Source organism: Rhizobium sp. AQ_MP, assembly GCF_014237835.1.
GTDB lineage: Bacteria > Pseudomonadota > Alphaproteobacteria > Rhizobiales > Rhizobiaceae > Allorhizobium.
In genome coordinates this window covers 335292-350222 of sequence record NZ_JACJVI010000002.1, presented here as the reverse complement: position 1 = coordinate 350222, position 14931 = coordinate 335292, and the positions used below count along the sequence as shown (strand labels likewise).

Annotated in this window: 13 protein-coding genes; 11 read left to right on the top strand and 2 right to left on the bottom strand. The window is 62.9% G+C overall.

The genetic code is table 11. From position 1 onward, the window contains the following. Positions 1-184: 184 nt before the first annotated feature. Positions 185-1642 carry a glutamate--tRNA ligase gene (gene gltX / locus H6M51_RS04780; RefSeq protein WP_185808740.1) on the top strand — a complete coding sequence of 486 codons (1458 nt, stop codon included), beginning with the start codon at positions 185-187 and terminating at the stop codon, positions 1640-1642. A gap of 169 nt (positions 1643-1811) precedes the next feature. After that, positions 1812-3308 (top strand): lysine--tRNA ligase, encoded by a 1497-nt coding sequence (gene lysS / locus H6M51_RS04775; RefSeq protein ID WP_185808739.1) that lies wholly within the window; start codon positions 1812-1814, stop codon positions 3306-3308. Positions 3309-3424: 116 nt separating this feature from the next. Here the strand turns inward: lysS and H6M51_RS04770 are convergent, their stop codons facing one another. Continuing rightward, on the bottom strand, positions 3425-4993 hold the full coding sequence (locus H6M51_RS04770) for a hypothetical protein (RefSeq protein ID WP_185808738.1): 1569 nt from the start codon (positions 4991-4993) through the stop codon (positions 3425-3427). A gap of 211 nt (positions 4994-5204) precedes the next feature. On the opposite strand from H6M51_RS04770, the gene H6M51_RS04765 reads away from it, so the two are divergent. The 4 genes from H6M51_RS04765 to H6M51_RS04750 are packed head-to-tail and all read left to right on the top strand — an operon-like array spanning position 5205 to position 8704. Then, positions 5205-6092 (top strand): metal ABC transporter substrate-binding protein, encoded by an 888-nt coding sequence (locus tag H6M51_RS04765; protein WP_185808737.1) that lies wholly within the window; start codon positions 5205-5207, stop codon positions 6090-6092. Then, entirely contained in the window at positions 6089-6976 is an 888-nt protein-coding gene (locus H6M51_RS04760) for a manganese/iron ABC transporter ATP-binding protein (RefSeq protein WP_407073553.1), read from the top strand. Before H6M51_RS04765 ends, H6M51_RS04760 begins: the two co-directional genes overlap by 4 nt. After that, entirely contained in the window at positions 6957-7865 is a 909-nt protein-coding gene (locus H6M51_RS04755) for a metal ABC transporter permease (RefSeq protein WP_185808736.1), read from the top strand. The genes H6M51_RS04760 and H6M51_RS04755 overlap by 20 nt, the downstream gene beginning before the upstream one ends. After that, complete coding sequence (locus H6M51_RS04750; RefSeq protein ID WP_185808735.1) at positions 7862-8704, top strand: metal ABC transporter permease; 843 nt, start codon at positions 7862-7864, stop codon at positions 8702-8704. Before H6M51_RS04755 ends, H6M51_RS04750 begins: the two co-directional genes overlap by 4 nt. Here H6M51_RS04750 and H6M51_RS04745 read toward each other — a convergent pair. Further along, positions 8701-9597, bottom strand: coding sequence for a DMT family transporter (locus H6M51_RS04745; RefSeq protein WP_185808938.1), 897 nt, complete (start codon positions 9595-9597; stop codon positions 8701-8703). The two genes, H6M51_RS04750 and H6M51_RS04745, sit on opposite strands and share 4 nt — an antisense overlap. 184 nt (positions 9598-9781) lie before the next feature. Here H6M51_RS04745 and H6M51_RS04740 point away from each other — a divergent pair, with 184 nt between their 5' ends. The 5 genes from H6M51_RS04740 to H6M51_RS04720 all read left to right on the top strand — a co-directional run bounded on the left by H6M51_RS04740 (position 9782) and on the right by H6M51_RS04720 (position 14923). Continuing rightward, positions 9782-10690, top strand: coding sequence for a LysR family transcriptional regulator (locus tag H6M51_RS04740; protein WP_185808734.1), 909 nt, complete (start codon positions 9782-9784; stop codon positions 10688-10690). Positions 10691-10826: 136 nt separating this feature from the next. Further along, positions 10827-11984, top strand: coding sequence for an ABC transporter substrate-binding protein (locus H6M51_RS04735; RefSeq protein WP_185808733.1), 1158 nt, complete (start codon positions 10827-10829; stop codon positions 11982-11984). 197 nt (positions 11985-12181) lie between these two features. Then, positions 12182-13171 carry an ABC transporter ATP-binding protein gene (locus tag H6M51_RS04730; protein ID WP_185808732.1) on the top strand — a complete coding sequence of 330 codons (990 nt, stop codon included), beginning with the start codon at positions 12182-12184 and terminating at the stop codon, positions 13169-13171. Further along, positions 13168-14118: an ABC transporter permease gene (locus tag H6M51_RS04725; RefSeq protein WP_185808731.1), complete on the top strand. Its 951-nt coding sequence runs from the start codon at positions 13168-13170 to the stop codon at positions 14116-14118. The genes H6M51_RS04730 and H6M51_RS04725 overlap by 4 nt, the downstream gene beginning before the upstream one ends. Then, on the top strand, positions 14108-14923 hold the full coding sequence (locus H6M51_RS04720; RefSeq protein WP_185808730.1) for an ABC transporter permease: 816 nt from the start codon (positions 14108-14110) through the stop codon (positions 14921-14923). The genes H6M51_RS04725 and H6M51_RS04720 overlap by 11 nt, the downstream gene beginning before the upstream one ends. Positions 14924-14931: the final 8 nt, after the last annotated feature.

The window sequence follows — 14931 nt, the reverse complement described above, 5'->3', positions numbered from 1 at the left end:
GCGAAGAGCCTGTTTCCGTGGTTTTTCTTGACGCACGGCCATGAATATGGCCTAAGGCCTCGCGGTGGAACAGGCGGCTCCTTCAGGTCCTCTCTGTCCTTCGCAGCCATCCTTGGCAGTCTCACAATTTTTAGATCCGGCGCTTGGGCGCCAGGTCCCCCGCACGCACCACGAGCTGAATTCCATGACCACATCAGGCGTCCGCGTCCGCATCGCACCCTCCCCGACCGGCGAGCCCCATGTCGGGACCGCTTACATCGCGCTGTTCAACTACCTCTTCGCCAAGAAGTTCGGCGGCGAGTTCATCCTGCGCATTGAGGACACGGACGCGACCCGGTCGACCGCCGAGTTCGAGCAGAAGGTGCTGGACGCGCTGAAATGGACCGGCCTCACCTGGTCGGAAGGTCCCGATGTCGGCGGCCCCTATGGCCCCTATCGCCAGTCCGAGCGCAAGGACATCTACCGTCCCTTCGTCGACCAGATGCTGCGCGACGGCGGTGCGTTCCGCTGTTTCTGCACGCCCGAGCGGCTCGAGCAGATGCGCGAAGCCCAGCGCGCGGCCGGCAAGCCTCCGGGTTATGATGGTCTCTGCCTGCATCTGAAGGCCGAGGAAGTGACCGCCCGCGTCGAAGCCGGCGAGCCGCATGTCGTGCGTCTGAAGGTGCCGACCGAAGGCTCCTGCGACTTCCATGACGGCGTCTATGGTGACGTCTCGATCCCGTGGGAAAGCGTCGACATGCAGGTGCTGCTCAAGGCTGACGGCATGCCGACCTACCATATGGCAAACGTCGTCGACGACCACCTGATGAAGATCACCCACGTCGCCCGCGGCGAAGAGTGGCTGGCCTCCGTGCCGAAGCACATCCTGATCTACCGTCATCTCGGTCTTGAGCCACCGGTCTTCATGCACCTGTCGCTGATGCGCAATCACGACAAGTCGAAGCTGTCGAAGCGCAAGAACCCGACCTCGATCTCCTACTACTCGGCTCTCGGTTACCTGCCGGAAGCGCTGATGAACTTCCTTGGCCTGTTCTTTATCCAGATCGCCGAAGGCGAAGAACTGCTGACCATGGAAGAGCTGATCGAGAAGTTCGATCCGGACAACCTCTCCAAGGCCGGCGCGATCTTCGACATTCAGAAGCTCGACTGGCTGAATGGCCGCTGGCTGCGCGAAAAGCTGACGCCGGAAGACTTCGTCGCCCGGGTGCTCGACTGGGCCCAGGAAAACGACCGGCTGGTCGAAGGCCTGAAGCTCGCCCAGAGCCGTGTGACCAAGCTCGGCGAACTGCCGCCGCTCGCGGGCTTCCTGCTCGCCAACGACGTTGGTCTTTCGCCCGCCTCCTTCGGCGGCCTGAAGACGAGCCCAGCCGAGACGCTCGAAATCGTCACCACCGTCCAGGCGGATCTCGAAAAGATCCTCGAATGGAATGTCACGACCATCGAGGAAGAGCTTCGGGCGATTTCGGACCGCATGGGCAAGAAGCTCCGCGTCGTCACCCCACCCCTCTTCGTCGCAGTCTCCGGCAGCCAGCGTTCGCTGCCGCTCTTCGACAGCATGGCGCTCCTCGGCCGCTCGGTCGTGCGCCAGCGGTTGAAGGTGGCGATCCAGGTGCTGACCGCGATGGCGGGTGCGCAGAACTGAGGGAAAGCCCCTCCCCCTTGTGGGGAGGGGTTGGGGAGGGGTTTTGCCCCGAGCAAGACGCCTCCCCTCCCCGTCGCTTCGCTCCGACCCTCCCCACAAGGGGGAGGGTTGACCGAGCCAGCCGCACCGGCGAACTGAAACGAACACAGCCGCAAAAGGCAAACACACGATGACCGAACAGAAGACCGAAACCGCCCTTTCCTCCGACCCGACCGAGGTCCGCCGCCAGAAGCTCGACCAGCTGCGCAAGACGGTCGGAGACGTCTATCCGGCGCATTTCCACCGCACGCTGACCAATGCGGAATTCGCCGAGAAATACGCGGGTCTCGAGCCGGATCAGGAATCGGAAGACATCGTCACCGTTGCCGGCCGCGTCTATTCCTCGCGCAATTCCGGCATGTTCATGGACATCCATGACGCCTCGGGCAAGATCCAGATCTTCTCCCACAAGGACACCACGCCGGAAGAAGCCCGCGCGCTTCTGCCGATGATCGACCTTGGCGACATCATCGGCGTCAAGGGCCAGGTCCGCCGCACCAAGCGCGGCGAGCTGACCATCAACGCCCATGAAATCACCATGCTGACCAAGACGCTTCTGCCCATGCCGGAGAAGTATCACGGTCTCGCCGACATCGAGCTGCGCTACCGCAAGCGCCATCTCGACATCCTCACCAACGAGGATTCCAAGCTCCGCTTCCTGCAGCGCTCGAAGATCATCTCCGGTCTGCGCCGCTTCATGGAAGGCGAAGGTTTCCTCGAAGTCGAGACGCCGATGCTGCAGACCGTCTATGGCGGCGCCACCGCCGATCCGTTCAAGACCTTCCACAACACGCTGAAGATGGACATGTATCTGCGCATCGCGCCGGAACTGTTCCTCAAGCGTACCCTGGTGTCGGGCCTTGCCGACAAGGTGTTCGAAGTCAACCGCAACTTCCGCAACGAAGGTGTGTCGACCCGCCACAATCCCGAATTCACCATGATGGAATGCTACTGGGCCTATGCCGACTACGAGGACGTCATGGGCCTCGTCGAGCGCCTGTTCGAAAGCCTCGCGGTCGCCATCCACGGCTCGACCGACGTCGTCTATGGCGACAAGACGCTGTCCTTCAAGGGTCCGTTCAAGCGCGTACCGATGCCCGAGGCCGTCAAGGAAGCGACCGGCATCGACTTCCTGGCGATGAAGACAGACGAGGAAGCCCGCACCGCCGCCAAGGCCGCCGGCTTTGCCGTCGAGAAGGACTGGACCTGGGGCGAATGCCTGGCCTTCATCTTCGAAGAGAAGGTCGAGGGCACGCTGATCCAGCCAAGCCACGTCACGCATTTCCCCAAGGACATCTCGCCCTTTGCCAAGGAAGTGCCAGGCGAGCCGCGCCTTGTCGAGCGTTTCGAGACCTATTGCAACGCTTGGGAAGTCGGCAACGCTTTCTCCGAACTGAACGACCCCGAAGAGCAGCGCAAGCGCATGGTCGAGCAGCTCGAACAGGCCCATTCGCGCGGCGAAAAGGACAAGCAGCTGGACGACGAATTCCTCGATGCGATCGACCAGGGCATGCCGCCCGCCGGCGGCCTCGGCATCGGCGTCGACCGCCTGATCATGTTGCTCACCAACGCCCCGTCGATCCGCGACGTCATCCTCTTCCCGGCGCGCCGCAACAAGGCCGACTGAGGAAGAATTCTTCCTTCAAATCGACAAGCCTCGGCCGCAAGGCTGGGGCTTTCTCGTTTCAGGGATCTTTTGACCGGCAAACCCATTCCGGTCATCGAGGCCAGAAGCCTTGCCTGTCAGTGATCGGCCTTGGCGTGCTCGTCGCCCTTGGCCTTAGACTTCAGCGGCAGAAGCGCCTCGTCCTCCGCCGGGCTATGGGCATCGGTAGCTGCCCCATGCTCTTCCGGTTTGGCAGCTGGCGTCGCGGCGCTGTTCGTATCGGGCTTGATCGGCTGAGCGCGCATCTTCTCGAGCCATGCGGCACCATGATCGGCGCTTGCCGTGCCCTCGGAACCGCCTTCCGGCTTCGCGCCGGCCGAAGCCTGATCGACGGGCGCCTCTTCCTCAGAGCCGCCAAGCCCAACCATGGACTTCAGCGAGGAGAACCAGCCCTCGTCCTCCGGCGGCGCTGCGTCAGTTGGCGCCTCGGCTGCTGCGGCCTCATGGCCGACTGCCTGGTCGCCGGATGCTTCGTGGCCATCTGTCGCGCCCGCATGGGCAGTGTCCTTGACGACGACCTGTTTCTCGTTCGCGTGGGGAGCCGGTTCGGCATCATGGGCGACCGGTGCAGCATGCGCCGCATCCTCGGCTGCAGGCGCCTCGCCATGTGTAGCAGGATCGCCGGCCGCGTGATCTGTGGAAGCCTCGTGGCCAGCATCGCCATGCGCAACGGCTGCGGGTTCCGCATGATCATCTGCCGGTGCCTCGTGGCCCTCCGCTACTGCACCGTGACCATCGGCAGGCGCGGCATGGCCGTCCGCCGGAGCAGCGTGGCCATCAGCCGGTGCCTCGTGCCCGCCAAGACCCACCATGCCCATCAGCGAGGCCATCCAGCCCTTGCTCTCTTCCGCGCCGTGTTCGGCAACGGGTGTTTCTCCGCCATGCTCGCCGGCTGGAGCGTCGCCATGGCCGTCCGCCGGTGCTTCGCCATGCCCGCCCTGGGCCTCGCCATGCGCATCCGCCTTGCCATGTCCGTCTGCAGGCTTTTCGCCGTGGCCGCCGTCGGCCCCGTGCGCGGGTGCCTCGCCATGCCCTTCGGCAGCTTTCCCGCCATGTCCCTCGCCTTCCGGCACCACGACCTCGGGCTTCACGCAGTCGGTCTGATCATTCAACTTGGCAACGAGCGCCTGGATATCGTCTTCCAGCATGTCCACGCGCTCGCCAAAAAACTCACCATTTGCAGCGGCCGATCCGTCGATGTAGCGGGCGGTCAGCACCCGTGCGCTGACATCTTCTGGCACATGGCTCGGATCGGGCACATAGATGACATCGGCTCCAACGGCACGACCGCGCATGCCCGACCGGTCCTTCGGGCCGTTCGCGTCGAGCACCACGACCTGCACGAGGTCGGCCTTCTTCGTTTCATGCAGGGTTTTCGCCACTCGCAGCGCCGTCTTGACACGTGCAAGACCGTCGCCGGGTTCATTGGTGGTGATGAACTTGCGCACCCAGAAGCGATCCTTCTTCTGGATCTCGACCGTCTTCACTTCGGTGCATTCGAGCCCGTTGAGCTCGGCATAGGACGGTCCGAGCAGCTTGTCGGCGCCGATATAGACGGCAGCGGCACCCGTGCCGCCGAGGGCGACGAGAACCCCGCCTGCAATCAGCATGAGCTTTCGTGAAAGGTGGATCTTGGGCACCTTCACGCTTGCAACTCCGCCATGACACTGTCCCGACCGTTTACGCAATACTGAGGACCACCATACGCCCCTCTCCTTGCGGAACCTTTAACCCCGCAATTCCAGTTCCGGCACACTTCCGGGTGGGGCTTTTTGCAAATGATTTGCAAAAGCGTTGACAAAGGCAGGAAGCGCTATAGATTTTAATGCGAATGACTTGCAAGAACAGGAATGGACCATGGTCTTTAAGCTTGCCTGCCGTCTTTTCGCCCTGGCGCTCATGCTGCCGGGGATAGCCCTTGCCGACGACAAGCCGAAGGTCGTCACCACCTTCACGGTGATTGCCGACATTGCACAGAACGTCGCCGGTGACGCCGCAACCGTGGAAAGCATCACCAAGCCGGGTGCGGAAATCCACGGCTACCAGCCGACACCGCGCGATATCCTCAAGGCCCGTGACGCCGATCTCGTCCTGCGCAACGGTCTCAACCTTGAAGCCTGGTTCGAGAAATTCCTCGCCAATCTCGGCGATGTGCCGACCGTGACCGTCAGCGATGGCGTCGAGCCGATCAGCATTGCCGGCGGCGCCTATGACGGCAAGCCGAACCCGCATGCCTGGATGTCGCCGGAGAATGCGCTCATCTATGTCGAGAACATCCGGAAGGCGCTGACCGATATCGATCCCGCCAATGCCGCGATCTACGAGGCCAATGCCCGCACCTATTCGCAGAAGATCAGCGCCGAAATCGAACCGATGAAGGCGGAGATCGCCAAGATCCCGGAGAACGAGCGCTTTCTCGTCACCAGCGAAGGCGCCTTCTCCTATCTGGCCCGCGATCTCGGCATGCAGGAACTCTATCTCTGGCCGATCAATGCCGACAGCCAGGGCACGCCCCAGCAAGTGAAGGCGGTTGTCGACCAGGTGATCGAAAACAAGATCCCCGTCGTATTTTCCGAGAGCACTGTCTCCGACAAGCCGGCCCAGCAGGTCGCAGCCGAAACCGGGGCACGCTACGGCGGCATCCTGTATGTGGATTCGCTGAGCGAGCCTGACGGTCCGGTCCCGACCTATCTGGATCTCCTGAAGGTGACGGTCTCGACCATCGTGAAGGGATTTGCCGGATGATCATGGGATCGGGGACGAGACGTAGTCGAGAGGGGATCGCCGCAGAGGATGTGACGGTCACCTATCGCAACGGCCACACGGCCCTGCGCCATGCGAGCTTCGCCATCCCTCCCGGAACGATCACAGCTCTTGTCGGCGTCAACGGCGCCGGCAAGTCGACGCTTTTCAAGGCCATCATGGGCTTCGTGCCCGTCGCGGCAGGCGAGATCCGCGTGCTCGGCATGAGCGTGCGGGAAGCCCTCAAGAAGAACCTCGTCGCTTACGTCCCCCAGGCAGAAGAGGTCGACTGGAACTTCCCAGTTCTCGTCGAGGACGTCGTAATGATGGGCCGCTACGGGCACATGAACTTCCTGCGCATCCCCTCGAAACGCGATCATCAGCTCGTCGATGAAGCGCTGTCCCGGGTCGGAATGAACGACTATCGCAAGCGCCAGATCGGCGAACTCTCCGGCGGCCAGCGCAAGCGTGTCTTCCTCGCCCGCGCGCTTGCCCAGGAAGGGCAGGTCATCCTGCTCGACGAACCCTTCACCGGCGTCGATGTGACCACAGAGGAACAGATCATCGGCTTGATGAAGGACCTGCGCGCCGAGGGCCGCGTGATGCTGGTCTCGACCCACAATCTCGGCAGCGTGCCGGATTTCTGCGACCGAACCATCTTCGTCAAGGGAACGGTGATCGCCTCCGGCAAGACCGAGGATACGTTTACCGAAGGCAACCTCAAGACCGCCTTTGGCGGCGCGCTGCGTCACTTCGTGCTTGCCGGTCGCGATCTGCATGACGATGACGACGGCCGCGAAGTCACCGTCATCACGGATGACGAGCGTCCCTTCGTCATCTATGGCCAGCCGAAACCGGGAGCTGCCGATGCTCGCGACCCTGGTTGAGCCCTTCACCTATGACTACATGCGCAACGCCATTTTCGTGTCTGCGCTGGTCGGTGGCGTCTGCGGCTTCCTCTCTGCCTATCTGATGCTGAAGGGCTGGTCGCTGATCGGCGACGCGCTCTCCCATGCCATCGTGCCGGGCGTTGCCGGCGCCTACATGCTCGGCCTGCCCTTCGCTTTCGGTGCCTTCCTGTCCGGCGGACTTGCGGCGCTGGCCATCCTCTTCCTCAACCAGCGCACCAAGCTGAAGGAGGACGCGATCATCGGACTGATCTTCACCTCTTTCTTCGGCCTCGGCCTGTTCATGGTGTCGATCTCGCCGGTCTCGATCGACATCAAGACCATCGTGCTGGGCAATATTCTCGCCATCTCGCCGGCAGACACGCTGCAGCTGATCCTGATCGGCGGCATCAGCCTTCTCGTGCTGACGCTGAAGTGGAAGGACCTGATGGTGACCTTCTTCGACGAAAACCATGCCCGCTCGATCGGCCTCAGACCCGATGCGCTGAAGGTTATGTTCTTCACCCTGCTCGCCGCCTCGACCGTCGCCGCCATGCAGACGGTCGGCGCCTTCCTCGTCATCGCCATGGTTGTGACCCCTGGCGCCACCGCCTATCTCCTGACCGACCGCTTCCAGCGCCTGATCCTGCTGGCGCTCGGCATCGGCGCTGGCACCAGCTTCATAGGCGCTTATGCCAGCTACTTCCTCGACGGCGCCACCGGCGGCATCATCGTCGTCCTGCAGACGGTGATCTTCCTCCTGGCCTTCCTCTTTGCGCCCAAACACGGTGTTCTCGCCGCCCGTGGTCGTGCTCGTGAAGCCCTGGCAACTGACCCCGCTGCGAAGTCGATAGAGCCCCAGCGCCTTCCCGAGGAGCGCCCGGCATGAGCGAAACCCTCGAACTCGCACTGCTGCCCTTTCAGCTTCCGTTCATGCAGTCGGCCTTCATCGTCACGCTGATGATCGCAGTGCCGATGGCGCTTCTCTCCTGCCTTTTGGTTTTGAAGGGCTGGTCGCTCATGGGCGACGCCGTCTCGCATGCCGTACTGCCTGGCGTCGTGATCGCCTATATCGCCGGCATTCCGCTGGCCGTCGGAGCCTTCGTCGCCGGCCTCGTCTGCGCGCTCCTGACCGGCTTCATCAAGGAGAACAGCCGCATCAAGGAAGACACGGTACTCGGCATCGTCTTCTCCGGCATGTTCGGCTTGGGACTTGTTCTCTATGTACAGGTCGAGAGTTCCGTGCATCTCGACCACATTCTCTTCGGCGACATGCTGGGCCTCCTGCCCTCGGACCTGATCGAGACAGGCCTCATCGCCCTCTTGGCCACGCTCTTCCTCATCGTGCTGCGTAAAGACCTGCTGGTCCATGCCTTTGACCCGCAGCACGCCCGTGCCATCGGCCTGTCGGTCCGGCTCCTGCATTATGGTCAGCTGGCGGTGCTTTCGCTCGTCGTCGTCGGCGCCCTGAAGGCCGTCGGCATCATCCTTTCGGTCGCCATGCTGGTCGCCCCCGGCGCCATCGCCTTCCTGCTGACGAAACGTTACGGCGCCATGCTGATGACGGCGGTCGCGGTCGCCGTATCGTCCTCGTTGGCTGGCATCTATCTGAGCTTCTTCATCGACAGCGCGCCCGCCCCGACAATCGTGCTGATCATGAGCGGCATCTTCATCGTGACGTTCCTGATCGGGCAGATCCGCAACCGGACGACGGAAGCGAGCGCCTAGCCGCGTGCCTCTTCCTCGGCCCGCCGTGCCCGACGCGACACCACCCATTCCCGCCAGACGGTGAAGAGCCCGGCGCCAACCACGATGATCGCGCCGACCACCGTATTCCAGCGCAGCACTTCGCCAAACACGGTGACCGCAATCATGGCCCCGAGCACCAATTGCCAGTAGGAGATGGGCTGGACGATCACGGCGTCGAGGTTTTCATAAGCCTTGATCAGCGCCAGATGCCCGACGATGCCGGTGCAGCAGAGACCGAGCATCAGGCCCCAGCCGGCGGGCGTAAACGGTGTCCAGAAGAACGGCCCGAGCAGGTTGGACCCGAGGAAGCCGACGATGGCGAGATAAAAGAAGCTGGTCGACGGCTGATCATCCCGGCTGACGAGACGCGTGGCGATGCCATAGATCGCGCCCATGATGGCGCACATCAACGGCAGCCAGATGTAGGCATTGAAGCCGTCGCCGGTGGGCGCAAGCATGATCACCACACCGACGAGACCGAACACGATCGCCGTCCAACGCCGCCAGCCTACCGTTTCCCCGAGGATAGGCATGGAGAGAAGAGCCACGAAGATCGGCCCGGCCGCGAAGATCGCCTGGCTCTGGGCAAGTCCAACCTTGGTGAAGGCGACGATCGAGACAAGGATCTGGGTGAAGAGCAGCAGCCCGCGCAGGATCTGCAGGAACGGGCGTTTGGTGTTGACCGCGACCCGCAAGCCCCCGCTCGATCGCATCGCCAGAAACAGCGCGAAGGCAACGAAGGCCCAGTAGCGCACCATGGCGACCTGCACCGGCGAATGGGTCTCGCCCAGATGCTTCGAAAGGCCGTCCTGGATCGCGAAAACGGAAAAGGCGAGAAAGGTGAAGAGATAGCCGAGCGGCGTCGATTTCATGGGGCGAAGAGGGCTTTGCACGAGAGAGTATCCGTGGACGAACCAACGGCGCGGGCAGCGCAATCCTACACCTTGACCGGCACTTGACCAGTGCAGTTTTGCACACCTGCCCTGCAACCTGACAACCTCTTGGGTCAGCGCTGCACCGCCTTGCCTCGGATCGGGTGGCATGCTTGAAAGAGCCATGGCCTTCACATTCCGCCAATTGCAGTATTTCGTTGCCGTCGCCGAACAGGGATCGGTGACGCGTGCGGCCCAGAACCTGTCGATCTCGCAGTCTTCGGTCACCGAGGCGATCAAGGAACTGGAGGGCGATCTCGGCGTCGAACTCTTCGAGCGCCACCCGCGCGGCCTGACAATCACGTATAACGGCCATCAGTTCCTACGCCACGCGACGAAGATCCTCGCCGACGTCTCGGATGCCCGCAACGTCTTCACGGAAACCCAGAACAGCACCGGCGGCACGCTCAACATCGGCGTTACCTCACTCGTCGCCGGTTACGTGCTGTCGGATCTTCTCGCCCGCTATCGCCGCGCCTGCCCGGGCGTCGAGGTCTCCGCCATCGAGGACAACGGCTCCTATCTCGAACATCTGCTGATTGGTGGTGAACTCGATGTCGCGGTCATGGTCATCTCCAACCTGCGCGACCGACTGGCGCTGCAGGCCGAGATCCTGGAAACCTCACCCTACCGCCTCTGGCTGCCCATCGGCCACCCGCTGGTATCAGCCGATATCATCTCCGTGCAGGATATCGCCCGCGAGCCGCTGATCATGCTGACGGTGGACGAAATCGAGGAGAATACCGGCAAACTCCTCTCGGCGCTGGGCGCCCGCCCGCATGTCGCCTTCCGCACCCGATCGGTCGAAGCCGTCCGCAGCCTGGTCGCGACCGGTGCCGGCGTGGCGCTTCTGCCCGACCTCGTCTACCGCCCCTGGTCGCTGGAAGGCGACCGGATCGAAAGTCGCGATGTGTCAGGCGCCCTGCCTGTGGTGCAGGTCGGCATGGTCTGGCGCAAGGGCTCGAGCCTGCCGCAATCCGCGCGGGATTTCGTGGGGATCGCCGAGGCGAGCCGGAGTGGGCGTATTCGCTAGAGTAGCTCGCCATCGGAAATTCCGATACCGGCATTCTGACGAATGAATTTGCGAATGCAGTAAATTCGCGGCAATTTTTGTTCCGGGAACAATAAGGGTCACGGAAAAACGACCCTCACAACCGGGAGACCTCGCGATGAAATCTCTTCTGAAGTCTTGCACTGTCCTTGCCACCGTCCTGAGCTTTACCTCTGCAGCCGTCGCCCAGGAGCCCCTGAAGGAACTGGGACCGGGCGAAGGCGCGCTGTCCATCGTTGCCTGGGCCGGCTATATCGAGCGCGGCGAAACCGACAAGAATTTCGACTGGGTCACCGAATTCGAGAAAAAGACCGGCTGCATGGTCTCGGTGAAGACAGCCGCCACATCGGACGAAATGGTCGCCCTGATGAACGAAGGCGGCTTCGACCTCGTCACCGCCTCGGGCGACGCCTCGCTGCGCCTCGTCGCCGGCAAGCGCGTCCAGCCGATCAACACCGCGCTCATCCCCTCCTGGAGCACGATCGACGAACGCCTGCAGAACGCTCCGTGGCACACCAAGGACGGCGTTCATTACGGCACGCCTTACGTCTGGGGCCCGAACGTCCTGATGTACAACACCAAGGCCTTCGGCGACAAAGCCCCAGACAGCTGGAACGTCGTCTTCGAAGAGATGACGCTCGCTGACGGCAAGTCCAACAAGGGCCGCGTCCAGGCCTATGACGGTCCGATCCATGTGGCCGATGCCGCCAACTACCTGATGTTCCACAAGCCGGAACTCGGCATCAAGGACCCCTTCGAGCTGAACGAAGACCAGTACAAGGCAGCGCTTGACCTCTTGCGCGGCCAGCGCCAGCTCGTCAGCCGCTACTGGCACGACGCCTTCATTCAGATCGACGACTTCAAGAACGAAGGCGTGGTTGCCTCCGGCTCCTGGCCCTTCCAGGTCAACCTGCTGAAGGCCGACCAGCCGATCGCCTCCGTCTTCCCGAAGGAAGGCGTCACCGGCTGGGCCGACACGACCATGCTGCATGTCGACAGCGAGCACCCGAACTGCGCCTATATGTGGATGGAGCACTCGCTCTCGCCGAAGGTCCAGGGTGACGTCTCCGCCTGGTTCGGCACGGTTCCGTCCGTACCGGCCGCCTGCAAGGGCAATGCGCTCCTGACCGACGAAGGCTGCACCCGCAACGGCTTCGACAACTTCGACAAGATCAAGTTCTGGAAGACCCCGGTTTCCAAATGCGAGAGCCAGGGCGAGTGCGTCCCCTACCACCGCTGGGTTTCCGACTACATCGGCGTGATCGGCGGACGTTGATCTCGTAACCGGGGCATTTGCCCCTCACCCTAACCCTCTCCCCGTGAACGGGGAGAGGGGACTTGCCCCGAAGCCACCGCTCTGATTGCTGCCAGCCGACGCTTTGCGGGGCCGGCGGAAGCACGCCCTTCTCCCCGCCTGCGGGGAGAAGGTGCCGGCAGGCGGATGAGGGGCCATTGATCAAAACTGGAGTCCCAATGTCCGCAGCCGTCTCCTTCTCGAAGGTCTCGCGCCATTTCGGCAGCGTGAAAGCCGTCGATGCCGTCGACCTGAGGGTCGAGCCAGGCGAATTCTTCGCCATGCTCGGCCCCTCCGGCTCCGGCAAGACGACCTGCCTCCGTCTGATCGCCGGCTTCGAACAGCCGACGGCTGGCCACATCGAGATCTTCGGCGAGACCGCCGAGGGCGTGCCGCCCTATCGCCGCAACGTCAACACGGTGTTCCAGGACTACGCCCTCTTCCCGCACCTGAACATTCTCGACAACGTCGCCTATGGCCTGATGGTCAAGGGCGTGGCCAAGGCCGAGCGTCACCGCGAAGCTGAAAAGGCCCTGGAGATGGTCAAGCTCCCCGGCTATGGCGCCCGCAAGCCCGGCCAGCTCTCCGGCGGCCAGCGGCAGCGCGTGGCGCTCGCCCGAGCTTTGGTCAACAAGCCCAAGGTGCTCCTCCTCGACGAACCGCTCGGCGCGCTGGACCTGAAACTGCGCGAACAGATGCAGGAGGAGCTGAAAAGCCTGCAGCGCTCGCTCGGCATAACTTTCGTCTTCGTCACCCATGATCAGGGCGAGGCGCTCTCCATGGCCGACCGTGTCGCCGTCTTCAACGACGGCAGGATCGTTCAGGCCGGAACCCCGCACGAGATCTACAACCGCCCCCGCACCCGCTTCGTTGCCGATTTCGTCGGCTCTTCGAATGTGATCGCGCCGGACGCGATGAAGGCGCTGGGCGGTGAGGCCCGCTGGACGAGCCTTCGCCCCGAAGCGATCCGCATCGTTTCGGAAGGCCGCGTCGAGGCAACCGTGCGCTCGACCAGCTTCCTCGGCGCTTCGACCAAGCTCTTCGTCGAGACCGCAGTGACCGCCCTTACCGTCTCACTCCCTGCCGGCGAGTCGGCGCCGCAGGCTGGCGAGAGCATCCGCATCGCCTGGTCGACTTCCGACCTGCATTACATGGAGGAGGCCGCATGACCGCTACCTCCGCACCCGCCATCACCCCTGGCCGTCAGGGCCTGATGGGGCGGCTCTCGGATCTGTTCTGGCGGAGGCCCAACCTGCTGCTGGTTCTGATGCTGGTGCCGCCCCTGCTCTGGCTCGGCATCATCTATGTCGGCTCGCTGGTGGCGCTCCTCTTGCAGAGCTTATTCTCGATCGACGAATTCTCCGGGCTGATCAACTACGAGTTCACGCTCGCGACCTATGGCGAACTTCTGCGCCCGGCAAATTTCGACATCATCCTGCGCACGCTGCTGATGTCGGCTGCAGTCACCCTCGCCTCCGCCGTCATCGCCTTCCCGATAGCCTACTACGCTGCGCGTTATGCCAAGGGCCGCTGGAAGGCCGTCTTCTATCTCGGCATCATGCTGCCGCTCTGGTCGAGCTATCTCGTCAAGGTCTATGCCTGGAAGCTGATCCTCGCCAAGGAAGGCATCCTCACCTGGATCTTCGAGAAGCTGCACCTGACCTGGCTTCTCGACGGGCTGCTCGCCATCCCGGTCATCGGCGGCAACTCCCTGTCGATCAGCTATCTCGGCACCTTCATCGTCTTCGTCTATGTCTGGCTGCCCTTCATGATCCTGCCGATCCAGGCAGCCCTTGAACGCGTACCCGGAAACCTGATCGAAGCATCAGGCGACCTCGGCGCCGATTCCCGCCAGACCTTCCGGCATGTACTCTTTCCGCTGGCACTGCCCGGCATTGTCGCCGGCTCGATCTTCACCTTCTCGCTCACCATGGGCGATTACATCATCCCGCAGATCGTCGGCACCTCTAGGCTCTTCATTGGTCAGGCCGTCTATGCCCAGCAGGGCACCGCCGGCAACATCCCTCTTGCCGCCGCCTTCTCGGTCGTGCCGATCGTCATCATGGGCATTTATCTCACCATCGCCAAACGCATGGGGGCCTTCGATGCGCTCTGACCGCTCCCAGTCATCAGGCCTGTCCTTGAAGATTGCCGCCGGCGCCGGCCTCGCCTTCCTGCACCTGCCGATCCTGCTGATCTTCGTCTATGCCTTCACCACGGAGGAAAAGAGCTTCCAGTGGCCACCGCCGGGCTTCACCACCAAGTGGTTCGCCGTCGCCTGGAACCGGCCGGATATCTGGGAAGCGCTGACACTCTCGGTCAAGGTCGCCAGCATCGCCACGGTCATCGCCCTTGTCCTCGGCACCCTTGCTGCCGCCGCAGTGGCCCGCACCAAGTTCTTCGGTCGCGAAGTCATTTCGTTGCTCGTGATCCTGCCGATCGCGCTGCCCGGCATCATCACCGGCATTGCACTGCGCTCGGCCTTTTCGCTGGCGGAGATCCCCTTCTCCTTCTGGACGATCATCCTCGGCCACGCCACCTTCTGCGTCGTCGTTGTCTACAACAATGCGGTGGCCCGTTTCCGTCGCACCTCCGGCTCGCTGATCGAGGCTTCGATGGATCTTGGCGCGGATGGTTTCCAGACCTTCCGCCATGTGATCCTGCCGAACATCGCGACAGCCCTTCTCGCCGGCGGCATGCTCGCCTTCGCGCTCTCCTTCGACGAGGTCATCGTCACCACCTTTACCGCCGGCCAGCAGTCGACCCTGCCGATCTGGATGCTGGAAGAATTGATCCGACCGCGCCAGCGCCCGGTCACCAATGTGGTCGCCATGGTCGTGGTGATCGTCACGTTCCTGCCGATCCTGGCGGCCTACTATCTGACCCGTGATACCGACCAGATCGCGGGCAGCGGCAAATGAACCCCCGG